The organism is Sphingomonas sp. BK069, assembly GCF_014193405.1.
GTDB lineage: Bacteria > Pseudomonadota > Alphaproteobacteria > Sphingomonadales > Sphingomonadaceae > Sphingomonas.
In genome coordinates, this window is the sequence record NZ_JACHZH010000006.1 from 32,602 (window position 1) to 56,168 (window position 23,567).

The 23,567-nt window shown below is 70.8% G+C and carries 16 protein-coding genes; 11 read left to right on the plus strand and 5 right to left on the minus strand.

Annotated elements, in window-relative coordinates:
- Nucleotides 1–49 precede the first annotated feature (49 nt).
- From FHY02_RS17135 to FHY02_RS17155, 5 genes are all read left to right on the plus strand, one after another.
- A complete protein-coding gene (locus FHY02_RS17135; RefSeq protein ID WP_183924463.1) occupies nt 50–466 on the plus strand; it encodes a DUF350 domain-containing protein in 417 nt (138 codons plus the stop codon).
- 7 nt (nt 467–473) lie between these two features.
- The gene (locus FHY02_RS17140) at nt 474–1,118 is read left to right on the plus strand and encodes a DUF1190 domain-containing protein (RefSeq protein WP_183924465.1); all 645 of its coding nucleotides are present in this window, start codon (nt 474–476) and stop codon (nt 1,116–1,118) included.
- Nucleotides 1,119–1,420: 302 nt separating this feature from the next.
- The gene (pncB, locus tag FHY02_RS17145) at nt 1,421–2,728 is read left to right on the plus strand and encodes a nicotinate phosphoribosyltransferase (RefSeq protein WP_183924467.1); all 1,308 of its coding nucleotides are present in this window, start codon (nt 1,421–1,423) and stop codon (nt 2,726–2,728) included.
- A gap of 60 nt (nt 2,729–2,788) precedes the next feature.
- The gene (locus FHY02_RS17150; protein ID WP_183924469.1) at nt 2,789–3,568 is read left to right on the plus strand and encodes a metallophosphoesterase; all 780 of its coding nucleotides are present in this window, start codon (nt 2,789–2,791) and stop codon (nt 3,566–3,568) included.
- A 198-nt stretch (nt 3,569–3,766) separates the two neighbouring features.
- Complete coding sequence (locus FHY02_RS17155) at nt 3,767–7,117, plus strand: glycosyltransferase (protein WP_183924471.1); 3,351 nt, start codon at nt 3,767–3,769, stop codon at nt 7,115–7,117.
- Nucleotides 7,118–7,283: 166 nt separating this feature from the next.
- On the opposite strand, the gene FHY02_RS17160 is transcribed toward FHY02_RS17155, so the two are convergent.
- The 5 genes from FHY02_RS17160 to FHY02_RS17180 all read right to left on the minus strand — a co-directional run bounded on the left by FHY02_RS17160 (nt 7,284) and on the right by FHY02_RS17180 (nt 13,695).
- On the minus strand, nt 7,284–8,462 hold the full coding sequence (locus tag FHY02_RS17160) for a Gfo/Idh/MocA family protein (RefSeq protein WP_183924473.1): 1,179 nt from the start codon (nt 8,460–8,462) through the stop codon (nt 7,284–7,286).
- A gap of 27 nt (nt 8,463–8,489) precedes the next feature.
- A complete protein-coding gene (locus tag FHY02_RS17165) occupies nt 8,490–9,752 on the minus strand; it encodes a Gfo/Idh/MocA family protein (RefSeq protein ID WP_183924475.1) in 1,263 nt (420 codons plus the stop codon).
- Complete coding sequence (locus tag FHY02_RS17170; protein ID WP_183924484.1) at nt 9,749–10,870, minus strand: FAD:protein FMN transferase; 1,122 nt, start codon at nt 10,868–10,870, stop codon at nt 9,749–9,751. Before FHY02_RS17170 ends, FHY02_RS17165 begins: the two co-directional genes overlap by 4 nt.
- Nucleotides 10,871–10,880: 10 nt before the next feature.
- Nucleotides 10,881–12,197, minus strand: coding sequence for a Gfo/Idh/MocA family protein (locus FHY02_RS17175; protein WP_183924486.1), 1,317 nt, complete (start codon nt 12,195–12,197; stop codon nt 10,881–10,883).
- 91 nt (nt 12,198–12,288) lie between these two features.
- Nucleotides 12,289–13,695 carry a DUF1080 domain-containing protein gene (locus FHY02_RS17180; RefSeq protein ID WP_311731870.1) on the minus strand — a complete coding sequence of 469 codons (1,407 nt, stop codon included), beginning with the start codon at nt 13,693–13,695 and terminating at the stop codon, nt 12,289–12,291.
- A gap of 227 nt (nt 13,696–13,922) precedes the next feature.
- Here FHY02_RS17180 and FHY02_RS17185 point away from each other — a divergent pair, with 227 nt between their 5' ends.
- The 6 genes from FHY02_RS17185 to FHY02_RS17210 all read left to right on the plus strand — a co-directional run bounded on the left by FHY02_RS17185 (nt 13,923) and on the right by FHY02_RS17210 (nt 23,439).
- On the plus strand, nt 13,923–14,657 hold the full coding sequence (locus FHY02_RS17185; protein WP_183924488.1) for a FadR/GntR family transcriptional regulator: 735 nt from the start codon (nt 13,923–13,925) through the stop codon (nt 14,655–14,657).
- Nucleotides 14,658–14,975: 318 nt separating this feature from the next.
- Nucleotides 14,976–18,041, plus strand: coding sequence for a TonB-dependent receptor (locus FHY02_RS17190; RefSeq protein WP_183924490.1), 3,066 nt, complete (start codon nt 14,976–14,978; stop codon nt 18,039–18,041).
- A 40-nt stretch (nt 18,042–18,081) separates the two neighbouring features.
- Nucleotides 18,082–19,308 (plus strand): mannonate dehydratase, encoded by a 1,227-nt coding sequence (gene uxuA / locus FHY02_RS17195; protein WP_260172967.1) that lies wholly within the window; start codon nt 18,082–18,084, stop codon nt 19,306–19,308.
- Entirely contained in the window at nt 19,305–20,717 is a 1,413-nt protein-coding gene (gene uxaC / locus FHY02_RS17200; protein ID WP_183924492.1) for a glucuronate isomerase, read from the plus strand. The genes uxuA and uxaC overlap by 4 nt, the downstream gene beginning before the upstream one ends.
- Entirely contained in the window at nt 20,714–22,108 is a 1,395-nt protein-coding gene (locus FHY02_RS17205) for a mannitol dehydrogenase family protein (protein WP_183924494.1), read from the plus strand. The genes uxaC and FHY02_RS17205 overlap by 4 nt, the downstream gene beginning before the upstream one ends.
- A gap of 56 nt (nt 22,109–22,164) precedes the next feature.
- Nucleotides 22,165–23,439 carry an MFS transporter gene (locus FHY02_RS17210; protein WP_311731871.1) on the plus strand — a complete coding sequence of 425 codons (1,275 nt, stop codon included), beginning with the start codon at nt 22,165–22,167 and terminating at the stop codon, nt 23,437–23,439.
- Nucleotides 23,440–23,567 lie beyond the last annotated feature (128 nt).

Sequence of the window (23,567 nt, forward strand, 5' to 3'; positions counted from 1 at the left end):
TGCCTTTCCTCAAACATCCGCCCTCGCCACTGACCCGGGAGACGCCATCGTGACGCTCGACCTTCCCGCCTATCTCGCCGGCGTGGGCCATTTCCTGCTCGCGTTCGGGCTCGCCTGCGTGCTGCTCGCGCTGTTCAAGGCGATCTACCAGAAATCCACGCCCTACGACGAGCGCGCGCTGGTGGCGCAGGGCAACGTCGCCGCCGCGCTCGCCTTCGGCGGCGCGATCGTCGGCTTCGCGCTGCCGCTCGCCTCGGCGTTGAGCGAGACCACCGACCCGGTCGAGTTCGTCGCTTGGGCGGTGCTCGCCGGCGCGATCCAGGTGCTCGCCAGCCTGGTGGTGCGCCGCGTCGTGGTGCGCGACATGGCGCGGCGGCTCGAGGAGGGCAATGTCGCCAGCGGCGTCTATGCCGCGGCGACGTCGATCTCGGTTGGGCTGCTCAACGCCGCCAGCATGACCTATTGAGGTCGCCATGACCGACTCGACCGTTCCGCGCCGCCGCCTGCGCTCCGCCGCCGCGGGTCTCTCCGCCGCGAGCGCGCTGGCGATGCTCTCTGCCTGCGACCCGCAGCCGAGCGACGAGCAGGTCTCGCGCGAGCGCTACGGCGCGCCTACCGAGGTCGCCGCCTTCAACAACGTCGACGAGTGCAAGGCCAGCGGCGCCTTCGCGCAGGTGACGTGCGAGGAGGCCGCCCGCAACGCCGCCGCCGAGGACAGCAAGACCGCGCCGCGCTTCGCCGACCGCGACGTGTGCGAGGACCAGTTCGGCTCGGGCAACTGCCTCGTCCGCAACGAGGGCGGGCAGAGCTTCTTCGTGCCGCTGCTGACCGGCTTCATGATCGGGCGGCTGCTCAACGGGCCGGGCTATCGCTACTCGGGCCTGTACCGCAGCGGGCGCGACGACCGTTACTACACGCCGGGCGGCGCCTGGCTGTACGGCGGCGGCTATGGCGGCCGCGGCTATTCCTATCAGGTCGGCTCGCGCGCGGTGACCGCGCCGGTGACGACGCAGCGGATCCAGACGCGCAGCTCGGTGGTGTCGCGCGGCGGCTTCGGCGGGCGCGTCTCGGCGCGGTCGAGCGGCGGCTGGGGCGGGGGACGTTCGTTCGGCGGGTGAGGGGCGATCGGGGAGGAGCGCGTTGACGACCCACGCCGCTTCTTACTCCCGCCGTCCCGTTACTGCCCGCCGTCTCGTTACTCCTCGTCATCCCGGACTTGTTCCGGGATCCACCCGTCCGCGAGAGCAGCGGCGTCGGCGTACGCGGAAGGCTAAATTCCGGAACAAGTCCGGGGTGACGTGGGGGGCGGGGAGGAGAAGAAGACGCGTAGCGCGGCACCTCGCCGTCGTGGGCAGCGGATGCGCCGCACCCTCGCGGCCACCCCCTTCATCCCCGCGCGCGCACCGCTTATGCCCCTGGCATGACCACCGTCACCGACATCGCCTCGCGGACCTACAACCACAGCTTCCGGCTCGACCCGATCGTCCGCAGCCTGCTCGACACCGACTTCTACAAGCTGCTGATGCTGCAGATGATCCGCCGCCTCCATCCGGAGACGCGCGCGACCTTCGCGCTGATCAACCGCACGAGGACGGTGCGCCTTGCCGAGGTGATCGACGAGGCCGAGCTGCGCGCCCAGCTCGACCACGCGCGCACGGTGCGCTTCGCCAAGAAGGAGCTGATTTGGCTGGCGGGCAACAGCTTCTATGGCGAGGCGCGGATGTTCGCGCCCGACTTCCTCGCCTGGCTCGCCGACTTCCGGCTGCCCGAGTACGAGCTCCGCCGCGTCGACGGCCAGTATGAGCTGACTTTCGCCGGGCTCTGGTGCGAGACGACGATGTGGGAGATCCCCGCGCTCGCCATCATCAACGAGCTGCGCTCGCGCGCCGCGACGCGCGATCACGACCGCTTCGCCCTCGACGTCCTGTATGCCCGGGCCAAGGCCAAGCTGTGGGACAAGGTCGAGCGGCTGCGGCAGCTGCCCGACCTCGTCATCTCCGACTTCGGCACGCGCCGCCGCCACGGCTTCCTGTGGCAGCGCTGGTGCGTCGAGGCGCTCAAGGAGGGGCTGGGCGAGCGCTTCATCGGCACGTCGAACGTGCTGCTGGCGATGGACGCCGACCTCGAGGCGATCGGCACCAACGCGCACGAGCTGCCGATGGTCGAGGCGGCGCTGTCGCGCGACGATGCCGATCTGGCGGGCGCGCCCTATCGCGTGCTCGAGCAGTGGCGCCAGCATTACGGCGGCAACCTGCTGATCGCGCTGCCCGACGCTTATGGCACCGCGGCGTTCCTGCGCGCCGCGCCCGACTGGGTGGCGGACTGGACCGGCTTCCGCCCCGACAGCGCGCCGCCGATCGAGGCGGGCGAGCAGATCATCCGTTGGTGGCAGCAGCACGGCCGCGACCCGCGCACCAAGCTGCTGATCTTCTCGGACGGGATGGACGTCGACTCGATCGAGCGCGTCTACAGCCACCTCCACGGCCGGGTGCGCCTGAGCTTCGGCTGGGGCACCAACCTCACCAACGACTTCCGCGGCTGCGACCCCGACGGCGCGGGCGGGCTGGAGCCGATCTCTTTGGTGTGCAAGGTGACCGAGGCGGACGGTCGTCCCGCGGTGAAGCTCAGCGACAATCCCGCCAAGGCGACCGGCGCACCGGCCGAGATCGAGCGCTACCTGCGCGTGTTCGGCGCCGACGGGCGGATCGCCCAGCCGGTGCAGGTGTGAGGCGCGGGGAACCGTGCGCGCGCGCTCGCGTCCTATCCATCTGACGAACAAGGGCGACGCATGACCAAGCTGTTCCACGTGAGCGACGTCCATTTCGGTGCGGAGGATCCCGAGGCGGTCGCCTGGTTCCGCGACCTCGTCGCGACGGAGAAGCCCGACGCGGTGATCATGACGGGCGACCTGACGATGCGCGCCACGCCCAAGGAGTTCGAGGCCGGCGGCGCGTGGCTGCGCAGCCTCGGCGTGCCGGTGACGCTGGAGGTCGGCAATCACGACATCCCTTACTACTGGGATCCGATCCGCCGGCTGTTCTCACCCTATTCGCGCTATGCCGCGGTGGAGCGGATGATCGAGAAGCCGCTCGATGTCGCAGGCATCACCGTGGTGCCGCTCAAGACCACCGCGCGCGCGCAGTGGCGCTGGAACTGGTCCAAGGGCCGGGTGAGCAGCGGGTCGCTGCGGCGCGCGCTGGCGCTGATCGCGGCGGCGCCGAAGGATCACCTCGTCTTCGTCGCCGGGCACCATCCGCTGATCGAGGGCGGTACGCGCGGCACCGCGAAGACCCGGAACGGCGACGCCGCGCTGGAAGCGCTCGCCGCCGCCGGGGTGCATGCGGTGCTGTCGGGACATGTCCACGATCCGTTCGACGTACCGTACGAGCGCGATGGTTGGACGCTGCGGCTGATCGGCGCGGGCACGCTGTCCAAGCGCACGCGCGCGACGCCGCCGGCGTTCAACGAGATCCGCGTGTCAGGCGGGCAGTTCGAGACGATCGTCCGCACGCTCTCGCCCCAGCCCGAGCGATCGATCAGCAGCACCGTCGAGGCGGGGCGAGGGTAGGTGGAACTGGTCGTCGCTGGGCTCGACCATCTTTGGTCGTCACCTCGGACTTGTTCCGAGATCCACTCTTCCGCACGAGCAGCGGCGTCGGCGTTCGTGGACGTCTGGATAATACGGCCAACGCGCCTCTAGGTCGCAACCCGTTGTTTACCCTAATTCGCTAGGCGCCGCCCCGACCTACCGGGAGCCACAGCGAGCGTGTCCATCTTCTACGATGCCAGCGGGCGACGCGGGCGCCGCGTCCGCGCGACCCTGGCGCTCGCGGCGCTGGTGCCGCTCGCCGCGCTCGCGCTGCTCGTGGCGCTGCTGGTGCAGCCGCTCGACCGCGTCGCGCCGCGCTTCGCCGACGATGGCACGACGCCCCGTGCGCTCGCTCCGGCGAGCGTCGCCACCCGATCCGGCGCGTGGCTGCCCGCCGCCACCGGTGCGGCGCTGAAGCGCGAGACGATGGGCTTCTACATGCCGTGGGACGCGCCCTCACGCGCCTCGCTGGCGGCGCATCTCGGTGAACTCGACTGGCTCGTCCCCGGCGTCGCCACCGTGACCGGCGCGGACCACCGCCTGACCGCCGAGGACGACGCGACGCTCGCGCCGTTGCTCGCGCGAGCGAAGCACCGGCCGCGCCTGTTGCCGATGGTGCAGAACGCGCGCGCCGACGGTCAGTGGGACGGTGCCGCTACGGCCGCGCTGCTCGCCGACGCCGGCGCGCGCCGCTCCTTCGCCGCAGAGCTCGAATCGCTGGTGGCGCAGCAGCGCGGCGCCGGCGTCATGCTCGACCTTGAGAGCCTGCCCACGGCGGCGCACCCCGATTACCTCCGCTTCCTCGGCGAGCTGCGCGCGCGCTTCGCGCCGCGCGGCTGGGCGGTGATGCTCGCCGCGCCGGTCGCCGACCCCGACTGGGACCTCGCCGCCTACGCGCGCGCCGCCGACCGCGTCGTGCTGATGGCCTATGACGAGCATTGGATGGGCGGCGAGGCCGGTCCGATCGCGTCGCAGCCGTGGTTCGCGCGCGTCGTCGCGCAGGCGGTGGCGCGCGCGGGCGCGGACAAGGCGATCGTCGCGATCGGCAGCTACGCCTACGATTGGGCAGGGCGCAGCACCGAGCCGCGCTCGATCGCCGACGCCTGGGCGATCGCGCGCCGCGCCGGCACCGCCCCGGTCTTCGATCCCGCCAGCGGCAACAGCCATTTCTCCTACCAGCTCGGCGCGGCCCGGCACGACGTGTGGCTGCTCGACGCCGCCAGTGCGGCGAACCAGCTCGCCGCGGTGCGCCGCACCGGCGCCGCGGGCGTGGCGCTGTGGCGGCTCGGCAGCGAGGATCCCGGCGTCTGGCCGCTGCTCGCCGGCCGCGCGCTGCCGGCGCGGCAGACGCTGCCGGCGGAGAACTCGGTCGCGGTCGAGGGCAAGGGCGAGCTGCTCCGCCTGACCGCCGCGGCGTCGCCGGGCGAGCGCAGCTTCGTCGCGCGCGACGGGCTGGTCCGCGACGAGCGTTGGGGGCGGTTACCCGGCCCCGACGTGGTGGAGCGCACCGGTGCGCGGCGCCGGCTGGTCGCGCTGACCTTCGACGACGGTCCCGACCCGCGCTGGACCCCGCGGCTGCTCGACGTCCTCCGTCGCGAGCGCGCGTCCGCTACCTTCTTCGTCACCGGCGCCAACGCGCTGGGGCAGGGGCCGCTGCTGCGCCGCATCGTCGCCGAGGGAAGCGAGCTGGGCAACCACTCGACCACGCACGCCGATCTCGGCCGCCGCTCGGAGGGCGACATCGCCCTAGAGCTGCGCGCCACCGAGCGGCTGGTGGAGGCCTATACCGGGCGCGCGATGACGCTGTTCCGCCCGCCTTTCCTCGGCGACGCCGACCCGGACCGGCGCGACGAGCTCCACGCCAGCCGCGTCGCGGCGCGGCTCGGCTACCTCACCGTCGGCCTCAACGTCGACCCGCTCGACTGGGAGAAGCCCGACGCCGCCACGATCGCGCGCCGCGTCATCGCCGGCGTCGCGGCGGGTACCGCGGACCACCCCGCTCAGATCGTGCTGCTGCACGACTCGGGCGGCGACCGTACCCAGACGTTGGCGGCGCTGCCGGCGATCATCCGCGGGCTGCGCGCGCGCGGCTACGAGCTGGTGCCCGTCTCGACGCTCGCCGGGCTCTCGCGTGACACGGTGATGCCGACGCTCGCCGCCGGCACCGGCGTGCGCGCCGCGGGCGCGCGGACGCTGTTCGACGGCGCCGCGTGGCTGCGTGACTCGCTCGGCTGGCTGTTCGTGGTCGCGATCGCGCTCGGCGTCGCGCGCTCGCTCTCGCTCACCGCGCTGGCGCTGTGGCGCCGCCGCGACGCCGTGCCCGTGGCCGCGCCGCACCGCGTGCCCGGCTTCGTCTCGGTGCTGATCCCTGCCTTCAACGAGGCGCGCGTGATCGAGTCGTCGGTGCGCCGCATCCTCGCCAGCGGGGGCGTGCGCGTCGAGGTGATCGTGATCGACGACGGTTCGACCGACGGCACCTCCGACGTGGTGCGCGCGGCCTTCGCGATCGACCCTCGCGTGCGGCTGCTGACGCTGACCAACGGCGGCAAGGCGCGCGCGCTCAACATCGCGCTGGCGCAGGCGCGCGGCGACGTGGTGATCGCGCTCGACGCCGACACGCAGTTCGAGCCCGACACGATCGCGCGGCTGACGCGCTGGTTCGGCGATCCGGCGATCGGCGCGGTGGCGGGCTGCGCCAAGGTCGGCAATCGCGTCAACCTGATCACGCGCTGGCAGGCACTGGAATATGTCACCGCGCAGCAGCTCGAGCGGCGCGCGCTCGCCGCACTGGGGGCGGTGACGGTGGTGCCGGGCGCGGTCGGGGCGTGGCGCCGCGTCGCGCTCGACGAGGTCGGCGGCTATCCCGAGGATACGCTGGCGGAGGACCAGGACCTCACCATCGCGGTGCAGCGCGCCGGCTGGCGCGTCGCCTGCGACAATGACGCGGTGGCCTGGACCGAGGCGCCCGAGACGATGCGCGCTCTGTTCAAGCAGCGCTTCCGCTGGGCCTTCGGCACGCTGCAATGCCTGTGGAAGCATCGCGCGCTGATCGGGCGCGGGCGGCCGCGCGGCCTCGCCTGGGTCGGCCTGCCGCAGGCGCTGCTGTTCCAGTTCGGCTTCACCCTAGTGGCGCCGCTGATCGACCTCGGGCTGGTCGCCGGCGTCGGCGGCACCGCGTGGCGGGTCTATGACCGCGGCTGGGACGCGGCGGGGGGCGACGCGGCGACGGTGGCGGCCTTCTGGCTCGCCTTCACCGCGATCGACCTCGCCTGCGGCTGGATCGCGTTCCGGCTGGACGGCCGTGAGGCGCGCTTCCCCGCGGTGCGGCTGCTGCTGCAACGCTTCGGCTATCGCCAGATCCTCTACGCGGTGGTGCTGCGCGCGGCCTATGCCGCGCTGACCGGGCCGAAGGTGGGCTGGGGCAAACTGGAGCGCACCGGCAGCGTCGACGCGGGCGCGGCGCCGGTGGCGATGCCGGCGGGCGAGCCGGTGCCTCTGGTGCCGGAGGCGCTGCCGAAGGCAGCGTGAGAGGGGCGGGAGCTAGATCCTCCCTGGCTCGGGGAGGGGGACCAGCCGCAGGCTGGTGGAGGGGGCTTTCCACGAGCGCTGCGCTGCGAGGAGAGCCCCCTCCACCACCGCGCTAGCGCGCGGCGGTCCCCCTCCCCGTGCCGGGGAGGAGTAAGTTGCGCCCCGCTCAGCCGCCCTGCACTGGCGGACGCGCGCCCGAGAGCGTGCGCGCCTTGTCCTGCGCGGTCAGCACCAGCTCGGCGGCGAGCAGCGCCTGCGCCTGGTTCTGCGCGACCTCGGTGCGCTCCACCACGTCGGTGACGAACTGCGGCCCGAACGGCAGCGGCACCTTGCTGCAGTCCATGTAGCGCGTGCCCTTCTTGTCCGCGAGGAACAGGTGGTTGCCGCCAGGGCGCCCCTCGATGTCGACGTATTTGCGCAGCTCGATATAGCCCTCGGTGCCGAGGATGAAGACGCGCCCGTCGCCCCAGGTCGGCAGCCCGTCGGGCGTGTACCAGTCGACCCGGACATAGCCCGCGCCGCCGTTGCCGGTCAGCATCATGTCGCCGAAATCCTGAAACCTGGGGTGCTGCGGCGTGGCGAAGTTGCCGACCTGCGACGCCACCACCGAGGCCTCGGTCGAGCCGGTGTAGAAGACGAACTGATCGGCCTGGTGGCTGCCGATGTCGGTCAGGATCCCGCCATAATATTTGACGTCCCAGAACCACTCGGGGCGGCTCGGCGCGCTGACGCGGTGCGGCGCGATGTTGATCGTCTGCACCACGCGGCCGATCGCGCCGGCATGGACCAGCTCGCCCGCCTTGACCGCGGCGCGCACCTCGAGCCGCTCGGAATACATGATCGCGAACTTGCGCCTGGTCTGCGCGATCGTGCGGCGCACCTCGGCGAGCTGGTCCAGGCTGGTGATGCCGGGCTTGTCCGACAGGAAGTCCTTGCCCGCGCGCATCACGCGGACGCCCAATGGCGCGCGCAGGTTGGGAATAGACGCGCTGGCGACGACCTGGATCGTCTTGTCGGCGAGGATCTCCTCCTCGGTGCGCGCCACCTTCACGTCGCCGTAGCGCTTGCGGAAGGGGATCAGCTGCTTGGGGTCGCCGGCGTGCACCGCCACCAGCGTGCCGCCGCCGCGGATAAGCGCGTCGGTGATGGCGAAGATGTGCGAGTGGTCGAGCCCGATCACCGCGAAGCGCAGGCGGTTCTTCGCGCTCGGATCGGGGCCGGTCGGCGCGCCCTCGGCGGAGACGCCGTTGCCCGCCGAGGTCGACTGCGCCCCCGCCGCGCTGGCGAGCCCGGCGCCGACGAGCCCGGCACCGGCGAGCAGGAGGCGGCGATCGATCATGTCCATGGCAACAGGTCCTCAGGAGAAGGATGGTCAGACGGTGACGAGATCGGTCGGCCAGTCGAGCGCGCGGCCGGTGTCGATCGCCTGCTCGCCGAGCAGCGAGGCGACGCTGGCGTAATAGGCCTGGGCGAGCAGCCCGGGCACTTCCTTGCCGCTGCGCACCGCCTCGCCGAAGCCCTCGAACTGGAGCATCGTCTCGTCATACTCGCCCCAGCCGAGCGAGTCGCCCGGCGTGGTGACGGGCAGCTCGGGGAACCAGGTGGCGCCGCCGATCGGCACGGTGTTCTTGCGCCCGGCCTGGACGTCCTTGCGCATCTTGGCGAGCGCGGGCACCGCGGCGGGCTGGACCTCCTGGTAGATGCGGCCGAGCTCGGGCTCGATCGTCCCCTTGCTGCCCTGGATCTGCTCCTCGCAGCCGTAGCGCGCGTTGTTGAGCATCGAGGTGTAGATCACCTTCCGCCCTTCCGAGTAGTCGTAGATTAAAGCGACCTGGTCGTAGACCTCGCGCCCGTCCTTCCAGAAGCAGATGCTGCCCGAGCCCATCACGCGCGTCGGCAGCCCGTCCATGAACCAATTGGCGACCTGGAGCTGGTGCGTCGCCAGCTCGGTCATCAGCCCGGCCGAGCGCGCGCGATAGAGGCGCCAGTTGATCTCGCGCTCCTGCCCGCCGGCGGGCACGTCGCGGCGCCAGCTGCGGTTGCGGTGCCAGCTCGCGCGGATCTGGGTGATCGTCCCGATCTCGCCCGATTTGGCGCGCTTCAGCGCGTTGAGATAGGTCGGGTTGAACAGCCGCTGGTGGCCGATCTGGAGCAGCTTGCCGCGCTGGCGCGCGCGCGTGACCATCGCGCCGCAGTCGGCGATCGTGCGCGCCATCGCCTTCTCGCAGAACACCGGATAGCCCGCGTCGAGCGCGTCCATCGTGTGGCGCGCGTGGAGGTCGAGCGGGGTGGCGATCACCACCGCGTCGATCCCCTTGGCGTCGAGCAGCGCGCGGTGATCGGTGAAGACGGGCGTGTTGGCGGGCACCAGCGCGCGCGCCTTGGCCATGTGCGGGGCGAACGGGTCGCATAGAGCGGCGACGGTGCAGTTGCGCGTCTTGTTGATGTTCTGGATCAGCGCGCGGCCGCGGTCGCCGGTGCCGATCACGCCGAGCCGCACGCGCGGGCCGCTCGCCGGCTCGGCGGCGGCCAGCGCGGTCCAGGGCGCGGCGACGCTCATCCCGACGCCCGCCGAGGCGACCAGCACGCGATCGAGGAAGGAGCGGCGCGAGAGCGCGAAATCGTCGTCGGTCATGCGGTGAGTTCCATCGGTCGGTCGGCGCACGTCGGCGCGTCATGGGAGAAGAGGAAGCGGCGATCGGGCGCGTCGGCGCGGAGCCGGGCGAGCGCGGGTGCGTCGGCGACGAGGAGCGCGGTGCTGAGCGCCTCGGCCTCCGCGCCGGTGGTCGCGACGGCGATCGCGGTCGCGGCGCGGGTGACGATCGCGCCGTCGGTGGGGCGCACCATCGCGGCGCGGCCGGGCTTCGCCGCGCCGGCACCGACCGTGGACGAGACCGAGAGCGACGCGTCGGTGAGCGCGAGCTCGGTCAGCCAGACGCCGTCGATCTCCGGGTGTGGGATCGCGAGCGGCCAGCCGCCGCCGAGCGGGTGCTCGCCGATCACCGCGATCGAGCTCTCGCCGGCGGAGAGGAAGGCGGAGGGGACGCCCGCGGTGCGCAGGACGGCGGCGGCGCGGTCGAGCGCGTATCCCTTGCCGAAGCCGCCGAAGTCGAGCGCGAGCGAGCGGGTGGCGGCAATGCGGCGCGTGGCGCGATCGATCGCGAGGGCGGACCAGCGGGGAAGGGCGGCAGTATCGTCGGCGCCATGCGCGCCTGTGCCCCGGCGAAGGCCGGGGCCCAGTAGGGAAGGCGGAGGTGACGACGACGCGAGGCCGGCCATGTCGCCGCTGGTGGAACGCTGGCGGGAGATCGTCTCCTCCCCCTCACGTGCCACCCCGGCGGACGCCGGGGTCCAGGTGGGGGACGTCTCGCAAGAGTCACTACAGCCTTCCCAACTGGGCCCCGGCGTCCGCCGGGGAACAGGCTTGAAGGGATGGGCAGCGGCATCGCGCAACCCGCGCGCAGACATATGACCCCCCACACTCGGATCGAACAGCCCGCCCGTCGCGTGCCACATCGCGTCCACCGCGAGCAGCGCCTCCCAGAGCAGCGGGTCCGCGATCACCGCCTCGCCGCCCACCGCCAGCACCCGGTTGAGCGCCACCGCGGGCGACTCGCGCCGCACCGTCAGCGCATCCTCCACCGCCTGCACCGTCGCGCGCGCAGTGGCGAGCGCGTCAGGGGCGGCGCGGCCGAACAGGTGCAGCTCGACCCGCGTGCCCATCGCGGCGAACCGCGCAACGCTCGCCTCCACCCCGCTCACCTCAGGCGCGGACCTCCCAACCGGGCTCATAGTCGACCGACCAGAGCTTCTGCGCCGCCGCCTCATTGGGCTTGCCGGTCGCCGGGTCGACCGTGAGCGACCCGCCGGTGCGATAGGCCATGTTGCCGAGGTGGCACAATGTCGTGCTGATGTGCCCTTCCTGGATCGGCGAGTGGAGCGCCTGCTCCTGCCCGCGCACCACCGCGAGGAAATTGGCGGCGTGGAGCACGTCGAGCGCGCCCTCGCCGACCGTGCCGGTCGTCTCGGACGAGGCCGCCGCCTTCACCTCGCGCAGCTTCTTGCCGGCGAGATCGTACAGCTCGAAGCCATTGCGATCGACCACAGCCGAGCCCTTGGTGCCGAGCAGCAACGTGCCGCGGCCGCGGCCGTAGCGCAGCATGCCGTTGCAGCTCTCGCCGTCCCAGCGGATCACGCGGCCGTCGTCATAGCCGAGCGTCAGCGCGAGCGTGTCGTACATCTCCCAGTCGTCGCCGCGGAAGAAGCGGCGGTCGCCGCGCGCGGTCACCGTCTTGGGATAGGTGACGCCCATCAGCCAGCGCGCGACATCGAGCTCGTGCATCGCGTTGTTGCAGATCTCGCCGGTGCCGTACTTCCAGAACCAGTGCCAATTGTAGTGGACCAGGTTCGAGCGATACGGCCCGCGCGGGCGCGGCCCCTGCCACATGTTCCAGTCGAGGTTGGGCGGCGGCGCGATCTCCTCGCCCTTGCCGATCGACTTGCGGTTGTTGGCGTACCAGGTCTGCGCCTCGTAGACGTCGCCCAGCTCGCCGGCGCGGATCAGGTCGAGCAGCTGGCGCGTCTCAATGCTGGAGCGCTGCTGGTTGCCGACCTGGAGCACGCGCCCGGTGCGCTGCTGGGTGGCGATCAGCGCCTCGCCTTCCGCGGGGGCGATGCCGATCGGCTTCTCGATATAGACGTTGCGGCCGGCGTCCATGCCGTCGATCGCGACCTTGGCGTGCCAATGGTCGGGCGTGGCGACGGTGACGACGTCGACGGTCTTGCGGTCGAGCAGCTTGCGATAGTCGCCGACGGTCTTGACCTTGGTGCCGGAGCGCTCGGCGAATTCGGCGGCGCGCTTGGCGAGCACGTCAGAGTCGACGTCGGCGAAGTGCGTCACCTGGACGTTGGGCTGTTTCGAGAAGGCGCTCATATGCGCCTGGCCGCGGCCGTTGACGCCGACGATGCCGACGCGGATGCGGTCGTTGGCGCCCTTGATCTGCGCGTAGCTCTTGGCGGTGAACGCCAGGGCGCCGATCGTCGCGGCGCCGCCCTTGATCATCGTTCGACGGTCGAACATCGTGGTGCCTCCCCTGGGGTGGGTTATCATCTAAACTTCCTCTGTTCCCCGGCCTGCGCCGGGAAACATCTTAGGGAAAGCCTCATCCGCATCAGAACTTCCGCAACTTGATCGAGCGGAAATCGACCTTGTCGCCGTGGTCCTGCAGCAGAATGGCGCCGTCGGCGGTCTCGCCGAAGCCTGCCGCCTGCGCGAACTTGCTCTGCGCGATCAAAGCCTTCAGCTCGGCCGAGCCGCGCTCATACGCGACCACCTTGAAGCCGTTGAGCCAATGCTCGACATGGTTGCCGCGCACCAGTACGGTGGCGCGGTTCCACTCGCCCGGCGGGTTGGCGCGCTTGCCCGGGCTGTCCGGGTCCGAGAGGTTGCGCGCCGGGATCAGGTCGTACAGCGAGGCGAGCGTGCGGTTGCCGTCGCGCCCCATCTTGGCGTCGGGGTGGCGCGCGTCGTCGAGCAGCTGATACTCGAAGCCGACGCTCGACACGCCGCCGTTCGGCCCCGGCGGCAGTAGGTATTTTATCCCGCTGTTCGCGCCCTCGGAGAGGCGGAAGTCAACCGACAGCTCGAAGTTCTGGTACGTCGCCGCGGTGGCGATGTCGCCGCCGCGCGCCGCCTCGCTCGCGCTCTTCTCCACCGTCAGGACGCCGTTCGCCATCGTCCAGCCGTGCGACGGGAAGCCGCCTCCCTTGGCCGCGCGCCAGCCCTTCGCGGTGCGACCATCCCACAGCAGCGTCCAGCCGGCGCGGCGCTCGGCCGCGGTGAGCGCGTTCGACTGCCAGCCCTGCTGCTCGAGCTGGTTCTCGGGCATGGCGTAGCGTTTCGGGTCCTGCGTGATGATGCGCAGGCCCTTGAAGCGCACCTCCGGCTCCTTGGCGGCGACGTCGTCGGGCAGCGCGTGGACCTGGAAAGCGAGAAAGCCGCGCGCGTCGGTGTCGTCGACGATGTCGGCGGCGGGCACGCCGTTGATGAAGGTGCGCAGCCGATTGCCGATCGCCTCGACGCGATAGTGGTTCCAGTCGCCCGAGCGGAAGGCCGTGCGCGCCGCCTCGTTGCGCCCCAACGTGTAGAGCCACTGGCGGCGCTGCTCGTCGTACAGCCCCGCGCTCCACGCGCGCGACGAGGGATCGATCTCGGCCTGATAGCCGAACACGACGCCGTTGCGGTAATCGGGGCGGCTCTGGCCGCGGATCATCATGCCCGAGTTGAGCGTGGGATCGGTCTTGGCGTCGAACTCGACGATGAAGTCGCCGTAGAGCCGGTCCGAGACGAGCCAGCTGTTGCCCTTGCCCACCACCGCGCGACCGACCAGCTCGTCGCCGACCACCTCATAGGTGGCATTGCCGCCGGTGCGGTGCCAGCCGGCGAGGCCGGGCTTGGGCATCAGGTCCTGCCACGGCGCGGCGGCGCTGCGCGCCGGCGCCGACTGGGCCGCCGCGACGGCGGGGAGGGTGGCCGACGACCATGCCGTCAGCGCCAGCAACGCGAGTGTGCGAACCACCGTCTCTCCCCTCGATCATGGCTTGGGTGTCCACTCGCCGGGCATACCGGAGGCGGCACTCTCGGCATTAGGCGTAGAACGTGGTCGGGCCACATGCAAGGCCAGTGTCAGACATTTTGCCGTCATGCGGCGGCGAGAAGGCTTGACGTGTCGCCCCGTCGGGACGAGGTACATAGGGTGCGAGGGCGGCGGAACGGGCGCGTCGCGACGCTGAGGAGCTGACGCGCGTGGCCGAGCATGGCGGCAAATTGTACCGCAGGATCGTGCAGTCGATCGTCGCCGACATCGCCGCGGGCATCTATCCCGTCGGTGCGCGGCTGCCGGCCGAGCGCGACCTGACCGAGCGGTTCGGCGTGAGCCGGCCGACGATCCGCGAGGCGATGATCGCGCTGGAGATGCAGGGGCTGGTGGAGGCGCGCAAGGGCTCGGGCGTGTTCGTGCTCGCCGCCGCGACGCCGCACGTCGAGCAGGAACTCGACATCGGCGCGTTCGAGATCACCGAGGCGCGCCGCCTGCTCGAGGGCGAGGTCGCGGCGGTGGCGGCGACCGAGATCGACGCCGAGCAGCTCGCCGAGCTTCGCGGTCTGCTGAGCGACATGGCGCGCGACGAGGTCGCCGAGGATGCCGACCGCCGCTTCCACATCGCCATCGCGGAGGCGACGGGCAACGCGGTGATCATCTCGGCGGTGACCGACTTCTGGGACATGCGCTTCCGCTCGCCGCTGGCGCGCGAGGTACTGCTCAAGGCGGGGAGCCTCGGCACCGAGAGCCGGCTCGCCGAGCACGGCCGCATCCTGGCCGCGCTGGAGGCGCGCTCGCCGATCGACGCGCGCAACGCCATGCGCGACCATCTCAGCCGCGTGATCGACTATCTGCTCGACGTCACCGAGACCGAGGCGGTGGAGCGCGCGCGCAAGGAGACCGACCAACGTCGTCGGGCTTTGGCGCGGCGAACGGTGTGAGGCGGCTAAGCTCCTCCCCGGCACGGGGAGGGGGACCGCCGCGCGATAGCGCGGTGGTGGAGGGGGCTCTCCGCAAGCGAGCCGCCTCATATGCGGAGAGCCCCCTCCACCACGCCCTGCGGGCGCGGTCCTCCTCCCCGCAAGCGGGGAGGAGCTGGAACACTTCCTTTTCCTACAATCTGGTCAGGCCAGTTGCCAGACAGGTTTGCAGCTGTTAGCTCTCCCGCATCGACCGCCTGCCGCACAGACGGCAGCGGCACCACCGGCGCACAGCGAGCCTGAGACGAGCGTGCGCATATTGGGAGAGGGGATGTGGGCATGCACCGTCGCCACAAATGCGCTCTGTTCGTGTCGTCGAGCGGGCTCGCCGCGCTGATCGCGGGCGCCGCCGCCGCGCAGGCCGCGCCGCAGGACCAGCCGCCACCCTCCGCCACCGGCGACGTCGTCTCCGCCGGCGCCCCCGCCGCGCCGCCCGCGACCGACGCGCAGGGTACGCAATCGCCCGTGCAGGAAGGCGGCGAGGCGCAGATCAACGACATCGTCGTCACCGGCTTCCGCGCCTCGCTCAACAGCGCGCTCAACCAGAAGCGCGCCGAGACCGCCGCGGTCGACAGCATCGTCGCCGAGGACATCGGCAAGTTCCCCGATTCGAATCTCGCCGAGTCGATGCAGCGCATCCCCGGCGTGGCGCTGTCGCGCGGCGATGGCGGCGAGGGGCGCAACATCTCGGTGCGCGGCCTCGGCGCGCAGTTCACGCGCGTCCGCATCAACGGCATGGAGGGCGTGTCGCAGGTCAGCGGCAGCGACATCCGCGGCGGCGTTGCCACCGGCCGCTCGTTCGACTTCGTCACCTTCCCGACCGAGATCTTCTCGGCGCTGTCGGTGCGCAAGACCACCTCGGCCGATGTCGAGGAGGGCTCGCTCGGCGCCACTGTCGACCTGCGCGCGCCCAAGCCGTTCGACCAGAAGAAGTCGTTCGTCTTCTCCGGTACCGCGCGCGGTATCTACAACGACATCAAGAAGGACGTCGATCCGCGCCTGTCCGCGCTCGTCTCCAAGCAGTTCGGCGACACGTTCGGCGTGCTCGCCAGCGTGGCCTATTCGAAGCGCCGCATCGACGAATATGCCTATTCGGCGGTCGATGTCGTGCCGACCACGGTCTACGGCCTGGCCCAGCCGACCGGCAGCGCCAACGCGGGCGTGATCTTCCCCTTCTGCACGCCCGTCGGCTACACCTATAACGGCGGCGCGGTGACCAGCCCCGGCGTCGGCTATACCCAGCCGAGCGGTGCCTCGATCGGCTCGGACGCCAACAATTGCAGCACCAACAATCCGCGCACCGGCAACCAGGCGACCTATGATTACATCATGAGCCGCACCGGCGTGAACGGTCGGCCGGGCGGCGGCGTCTACCTGCCGCGCCTGCCGCGCCCGGTGCGCAGCAGCCAGGATCAGCAGCGTCTGGCCGGTTCGCTGACCTTCCAGTGGAAGCCCAGCGACAATACCGACATCTCGCTCGACGGGCTCTACTCGCGCTTCAAGGTCGACCGGCTCGACACCTATTTCGACGCGCGCTCGTTCGGGCGCGCGATCTCGAACAACGGCCAGCCGCTCACCTCGGTGCGCGAGATCGAGGTCGACGACAACGGCTCGCTGGTTCACGGCCTGTTCGACGGGGTCGACCTGCGCTCGGAAATGCAGAGCGAGCGCTTCACCTCCGAGTATAAGCAGGCCAATTTCAACTTCGACCATCGCTTCTCCGACAGCTTCCGCGTGTTCGGTCTCGCCGGCATCAACGAGTCGCGACTGGACGTGAACCGCCTGCAGGTGGCGATCGACTCGAACGATAGCCGCAACTGGTCGATCGACTTCCGCGACAATCCCGACATCCCCAAGATCGGCTACGGCATCGACACCACCGACCCGACCCTGTTCCAATACGGCCCGCCGCTCGCCAACGGCGACCAGCGCGGCCAGCTCTCCAACTTCATCCGCCGCAACACGATCGTCAGCAAGACCTTCGAGCTCAACGGCGACTGGAAACCGGCGCAAGGATTCACCGTCCAGTTCGGCGGCCAGTATCGCACCAACAAATACACCGCGCGCGAGCGCCAGCTCGCCACCAACAACCCGCTGGCACTGCCGACCGGCGTCTCGCTCGCCGACATCACCTTTACCACCACCGGCATCGGCAAGAACCTCGACGGGCAGTTGCAGGACTTCGTCTCGATCGATCCGGACAAGTTCCGCGACGCGGTCGGGCTCGACAGCTACGTCTATTGCAGCATCGAGTGCGCCAAGGGCACCTACGGTGGCGTCGACGAGAAGTACAAGTCGGGCTACGCCATGGTGAAGTTCGACACGCAGGACATCCTGCCGGTCACGCTGCGCGGCGACGCGGGCGTGCGCTACGTCCATACCAGCCTCGACACCTACGGCCCGATCACCACCGCCGCGCCAGCGGGGTCGGCCTATCCGTCACGCTACGTGATCTCCGAGGTGAGCCGCTCCTATGAGGACTGGCTGCCGTCGATGAATCTCGCGCTGGACGTGACTCCCGACCTGATCGCGCGCCTCTCGGCGGCACGGGTAATGTCGCGCCCGTCCTACGGGCAGCTGATCCCCTCTGGCTCGGCCAACCTGGTGATCCAGACCGCCTCGTTCAGCAACCCGTTCCTCGAACCGATCCGTGCCAACACCTTCGACGCCGCGCTGGAATGGTATTTCCGCCCCGGCTCGCTGCTCTCGGTGGCGTACTTCTACAAGAACATCGAGACGTACATCCAGACGACCAGCGCCAGCGTCGCCTTCCAGGACATCGGTCTGCCGCTGTCGCTGCTCAACGGCACGCAGCTGCGCCCCGGCGACCAGTTCACCGTCCAGCGCAGCAACAACACGCCGGGCGGCCCGCTGCGGGGCTTCGAGGCGAACGTGCAGCTGCCCTTCACCTTCTTGCCGGGCTTCCTCAAGAACTTCGGCGCGCTGGGCAACTTCACGCGGGTGCGGTCGAACATCAACTATATCATCTCGCCGACGCTCTCGCGCACCGCGCCGCTGGTCGGCCTGTCGCCGGAAACCGCGAGCGGCACGCTCTATTATGAGGACAGCCGCTTCAGCATCCGCTCGACGGTGAACTACCGCTCGTCCTTCCTCACCGCCGTGCCGAGCGGCTCGGTGGACGCGGACTCCACCTCGAACGCCAGCTCGATCTTCGTCGACGCCTCGGCCTCGTACAACCTGACCGAGAACGTGAAACTGATCGCGGAAGTGCAGAACATCACCAACGAGACCAACCGGCTCACCGTCGACACGGTGCGCAAGGACCCGCTCTACACCGCCTATTTCGGCCGCACCTTTGCGCTGGCGGTGAATTTCGTGTTCTGAGCCGCGGATGATGTTTCGGGGCGACAGCGAGGACGGGCGGATGGCGCGACAGGACGGGCGGGTGCGATGGATGACGCAGACGATGCGCTGGTTCGGCCCGTCCGACCCGGTCGCGCTGCGCGACATCCGCCAGACCGGCGCGACCGAGGTGGTCACCGCGCTGCACGAGGTGCCCAACGGCGCCGTGTGGAGCGCGGCGGCGATCGCCGAGCGACGCGCGACCATCGCCGCGGCGGGGCTCGGCTGGACGGTGGTGGAGAGCCTGCCGGTTCACGAGGAGATCAAGACGCGCGGGCCCCGCTGGGACGAGCTGGTCGACTCCTATCGCACCAGCCTGCGCCATCTCGCCGCCGCGGGCATCAGGGTCGTCACCTATAATTTCATGCCCGTGCTCGACTGGACGCGCACCGATCTCGGCTGGGAATTGCCCGATGGCGCGCGCGCCTTGCGCTACGAACATGAGGCGGCTGCCGCCTTCGACCTCTTCGTGCTCCGCCGCGACGGCGCCGAGCGCGACTATGCCGCCGACCTGATCGAGCGCGCCGAGCGCCGCCTCGCCGGCATGGACGAGGACGCGCGGCGCCGGCTGACGCGCAATATCATCGCCGGCCTGCCGGGCAGCGAGGAGAGCTTCTCGATCGAGGACTTCCGCGCCGCCCTGGCCACCTATGATGAGGTGGATGCCGCCGCGCTCCACGCCCATCACGTCGCCTTCCTCGAGGCGGTCTGCCCGGTGGCGGAGGAGCTCGGCCTGCACCTGGTGGTCCACCCCGACGATCCGCCCTTCGCGCTGTTCGGCCTGCCGCGGGTGGTGAGCACCGAGGCCGACGTCGCCGACTTGTTCGCGCGCGTGCCGAGCCGCGCCAACGGCCTGTGCTTCTGCGCCGGCTCGTTCGGCGCGCGCCCCGACAACGACCTGCCCGGCATCGTCGACCGGCTGGGCGATCGGATCGGCTTCCTCCACCTCCGCTCGGTCCAGCGCGAGAGCGGCGACGCGCGCGGGGGAACGTTCCACGAGGCGGCGCATCTCGAGGGCGACGCGGGGATGACGGCGATCGTCGCCGCGGTCCACCGCCTCCAGCAGCGCGAGGATCGCTCGATCCCGATGCGCCCCGATCACGGACATCAGATGCTCGACGACCTCTCGCGCGTGACCAATCCCGGCTACTCGCTGCTCGGCCGGATGCGCGGGCTGGCCGAGCTGCGCGGCGTCGAGCGCGGCATCGCCCACGCCTATGCCGGCGCGCGGGCGGAGGCGCTGGCATGACGCGCGCGCTGCGGCTCCATCCCGATCGGCTGTTCCCGAGCGATCCGACGCAGCGCGACATCGCGCGCGCGCTCTACGCCGAGATCGGCGGGCTGCCGATCGTCAGCCCGCACGGCCACACCGATCCGCGCTGGTTCGCCGAGGACTCACGCTGGCAGAACGCGACCGAGCTGCTGCTCGCGCCCGACCATTATGTCTTCCGCATGCTCTACTCGCAGGGCGTCGCGCTCGACGATCTGGCGATTCCGTCGCGCGCCGGCACGCCCGCGACCGACCCGCGCGCGGCGTGGCGCGTCTTCGCGGACCATTACCACCTGTTCCGCGGCACGCCGTCGCGGCTGTGGCTCGACCATGTCTTCGCCGAGGTGTTCGGCGTCGACGTGGCGCTCGAGGGCGAGACCGCCGACCTCTATTACGACCGCATCAACGAGCAGCTGGCCACGCCTGCTTTCCGCGCGCGCGCGCTGTTCGACCGGTTCGGGATCGAGTTCCTCGCCACCACCGAAGGTGCGGACGATCCGCTCGACTCGCACCGGCGCATCCGCGAGTCTGGTTGGGGTGGGCGCGTCGTCACGACCTATCGGCCGGACGGCGTGATCGACGTCGAGCACGAGCAGTTCCAGCCGGCGATGGCGCGCTTCGCCGAGCTGACCGGCGAGGATGTGTGGAGCTGGTCCGGCTATCTCGCCGCGCACCGCAAGCGCCGCGCCGATTTCCGCGCCGCGGGCGCTACCGCGACCGATCACGGCCACCCCGGCGCGCGCACCGCCAACCTCTCCGCCGCCGAGGCCGAGGCCTTGTTCGGCCGCATCGCGGGCGGCGGCTGGGATGCGGCGGACGCCGAGCTGTTCCGCGCGCAGATGCTCACCGAGATGGCGAAGATGAGCGTCGAGGACGGGATGGTGATGCAGCTTCATCCCGGCTCGTACCGCAACCACAACCGCCAGCTGTTCGCGAGCCACGGCCGCGACAAGGGCGCGGACATCCCGCTGCGGATCGAGTTCGTGGAAGCGCTCAAGCCGTTGCTCGACGTCGTCGGGAACGACCCGCGCTTCACGCTGATCCTCTTCACGCTCGACGAGACCACCTACGCGCGCGAGCTGGCGCCGCTCGCCGGCCATTACCCCTGCCTGCGGCTGGGGCCGGCGTGGTGGTTCCACGATTCGCCCGAGGGCATGCTGCGCTACCGCGAGATGACCACCGAGACCGCCGGCTTCTACAACACCGTCGGGTTCAACGACGACACGCGCGCCTTCCTTTCCATCCCGGCGCGGCACGACGTCGCGCGGCGGATCGACTGCCATTATCTCGCGCGGCTCGTCGCCGAGCATCGGCTGGAGGACTGGGAGGCGGCCGAGCTCGCTCGCGATCTCACCGTCGGGCTCGTGCGCAAGGCGTACAGGCTGTGAGCGGCGCGCAGCGGCTGTCGCCTGCCACCGTCGATCGGCTTCCCGCGAGCGTCGAGCGGCCCGACTACGATCGCGCGGCGCAGCGGACCGGGATCGTCCATCTCGGGCTCGGCGCCTTCCACCGCGCGCACCAGGCGGTCTACACCGACGCGGCGATGTCGGCGGGCGACCGCGACTTCGCGATCACCGGCGTGTCGCTGCGCTCGCCCGCGGTGGCCGAGGCGCTGCTGCCGCAGGACGGGCTCTACACGGTGACGCAGCGCTCCGCCGCGGGCGAGCGGATCGCGCTGGTCGGCGCGCTGCGCGAGATGCTGGTGGCGCCGCGCGACGGCGAGCGGCTGCGTGCGGTGCTCGCCGCGCCGACCACGTCGCTGGTCACGCTCACCGTGACCGAGAAGGGCTATCACCGCGGCCCTGATGGCGCGCTCGACGTCGCCGCGGTCGAGGCGGCGGGCGGTACGATCTACCACCATCTCGCGCGCGCGCTCGCGGATCGCCGCGCGGCCGGCGTGGGTGGCCTCACGCTGGTGAGCTGCGACAATCTCGCGCACAACGGCGCCGCGCTCGCGGCCTCGCTCGGGGCCTGGCTCGATCGCGGCGATCCTGGCCTGCGCGCGTGGTTCGAGGCGGAATGCGCCTGCCCGTCGACGATGGTCGATCGCATCGTCCCCGCCGCGCGCGACGCCGACCTGGAGCGCACCGCCGCCGCGATCGGCCTGTACGACGCCGCCGCGGTGACCACCGAGCGCTTCATGCAATGGGTGATCGAAGACCGGTTCGCGACGCGCCGCCCGCGCTGGGAGCTGGCGGGGGCGCAACTGGTCGCTGACGTCGCCCCGTACGAGTTCGCCAAGCTCCGGATGCTCAATGGCGCCCATTCGGCGCTCGCCTATCTCGGTTTGGAGCGCGGGCACCAGTTCGTTCACCAGGCGGTCGCCGACCCGGTGATCCGCGCCACGGTCGAACCGCTCATGCGCGACGAGGCCGCCGCCAGCCTCACCCCGGCGCCGGAGCAGGACCTGGGCGCCTACGCCGACGCGCTGTTCGCGCGCTTCGCCAACCCCGCGCTACCGCACGCGCTGATCCAGATCGCGATGGATGGCTCGCAGAAGATCCCGCAGCGCTGGCTCGCGACCCTGCGCGCCAACGCCGCCGAGGGGCGGCGCTCGCCCGCGACGCTTACCGCGCTGGCGGCGTGGCTGCGTCACGTCCGCGGCGACGGCGCGCCGGTCAACGATCCGATGGCGGAGCGGCTCGCGGCGCTGTGGCGCGAGGTCGGCGAGAGCGGGATCGTCGCGGCGCTCTTCGGCGAGCGCGGGCTGTTCGCCGATCATTGGCAGGCCGACGCGGAAGACCGCGCGGCGCTCGACGCGCGGCTGCGCGCGGGTTGAATCAAGCGGGTGGCGGGTGTCGCCCCGGGGAGGGTCGAGTGAGTTCAGCAGCTGAAGTGAGTCCGCCGGCGGTCAGGCCGCGCGGGCGTGTGCGCTGGACGATCTGCGCTTTGCTCTTCTTCGCCACGACGATCAACTATATCGACCGCCAGATCATCGGCATCCTCAAGCCGACGCTGCAGACCGAACTCGGCTGGACCGAGGTAGACTATGGCATGATCGTCTCCTGGTTCCAGGCGGCCTATGCAATCGGGCTGCTCGCATCGGGCGTGATCATCGACCGGGTCGGCTCGAAGATCGGCTATGCCGCCGCCATCGTCATCTGGAGCCTCGCCGCGCTGTTCCACGCGCTGGTGCGCAGCCCGAGCGGCTTCGCGCTGGCGCGCTTCGCGCTCGGGCTGGGCGAGTCCGCCAATTTCCCCGCCGCGATCAAGTCGGTCGCCGAGTGGTTCCCGAAGAAGGAGCGCGCGCTCGCCGCGGGCATCCTCAACGCCGGCGCCAATGTCGGCGCGATCGCGACACCGATCGTCGTGCCGGTGATCGCGCTCACCTATGGCTGGCAGGCCGCCTTCATCATCACCGGGCTGCTGGGGTTCGCCTGGCTGGCGGCGTGGCTGGCCTTCTATCGCGCGCCCGCACAGCACCCGCGCGTGTCGCCCGAGGAGCTGGCCTATATCACCTCGGACCAGCACGCCGACGAGCGCAACGCGGCGGCGCCGCGGCCGACCTGGGCGTCGCTGTTCCGCCACCGCGGCACCTGGGCGTTCGTCGTCGCCAAGTTCCTGACCGACCCGGTGTGGTACCTGTTCCTGTTCTGGCTGCCCGACTTCTTCGCCAAGCGTCACGGGCTGGACCTCAAGACCTTCGGTCCGCCGCTGATCGCGGTCTATCTGCTCGCCGACGTCGGCAGCATCGGCGGCGGGTGGCTGTCGTCCTGGCTGATCAAGCGCGGCTATAGCGTCAACGCCGGGCGCAAGCTGGCGCTGCTGGCGAGCGCGATCCTGGTGCTGCCGATCTTCTTCGCCACCACCGTCTCCAGCCTGTGGGCGGCGGTGGCGATCATCGGCGTGGCGGCGGCGGCGCACCAGGGCTGGTCGAGCAACCTCTACACGATGGTGTCGGACACCTTCCCGTCGCGCTCGGTCGCCTCGGTGATGGGGATCGGCGGGGCGGCGGGCGCGGTGGGCGGCATGATCATGGCGCGCTACGTCGGCGAGGTGCTGGAGCGCGTGGGGAGCTACCTGCCGGTGTTCGTCTGGGCGGGCAGCGCCTATCTGCTGGCGCTGCTGCTGGTGCACCTGCTGGTGCCACGGCTGGAGGTGAAGGGGTGAAGCGAGCTTGTTGCTCGGCCCTAAGCTTCGCCCGTTCGGCGTCATCCTGAACCTGTTTCAGGATTCACCGGACCGCGAGCGCCTCACGCGCCTGAGTGTGCGGCACCGTGGATCCTGAAACAAGGTCA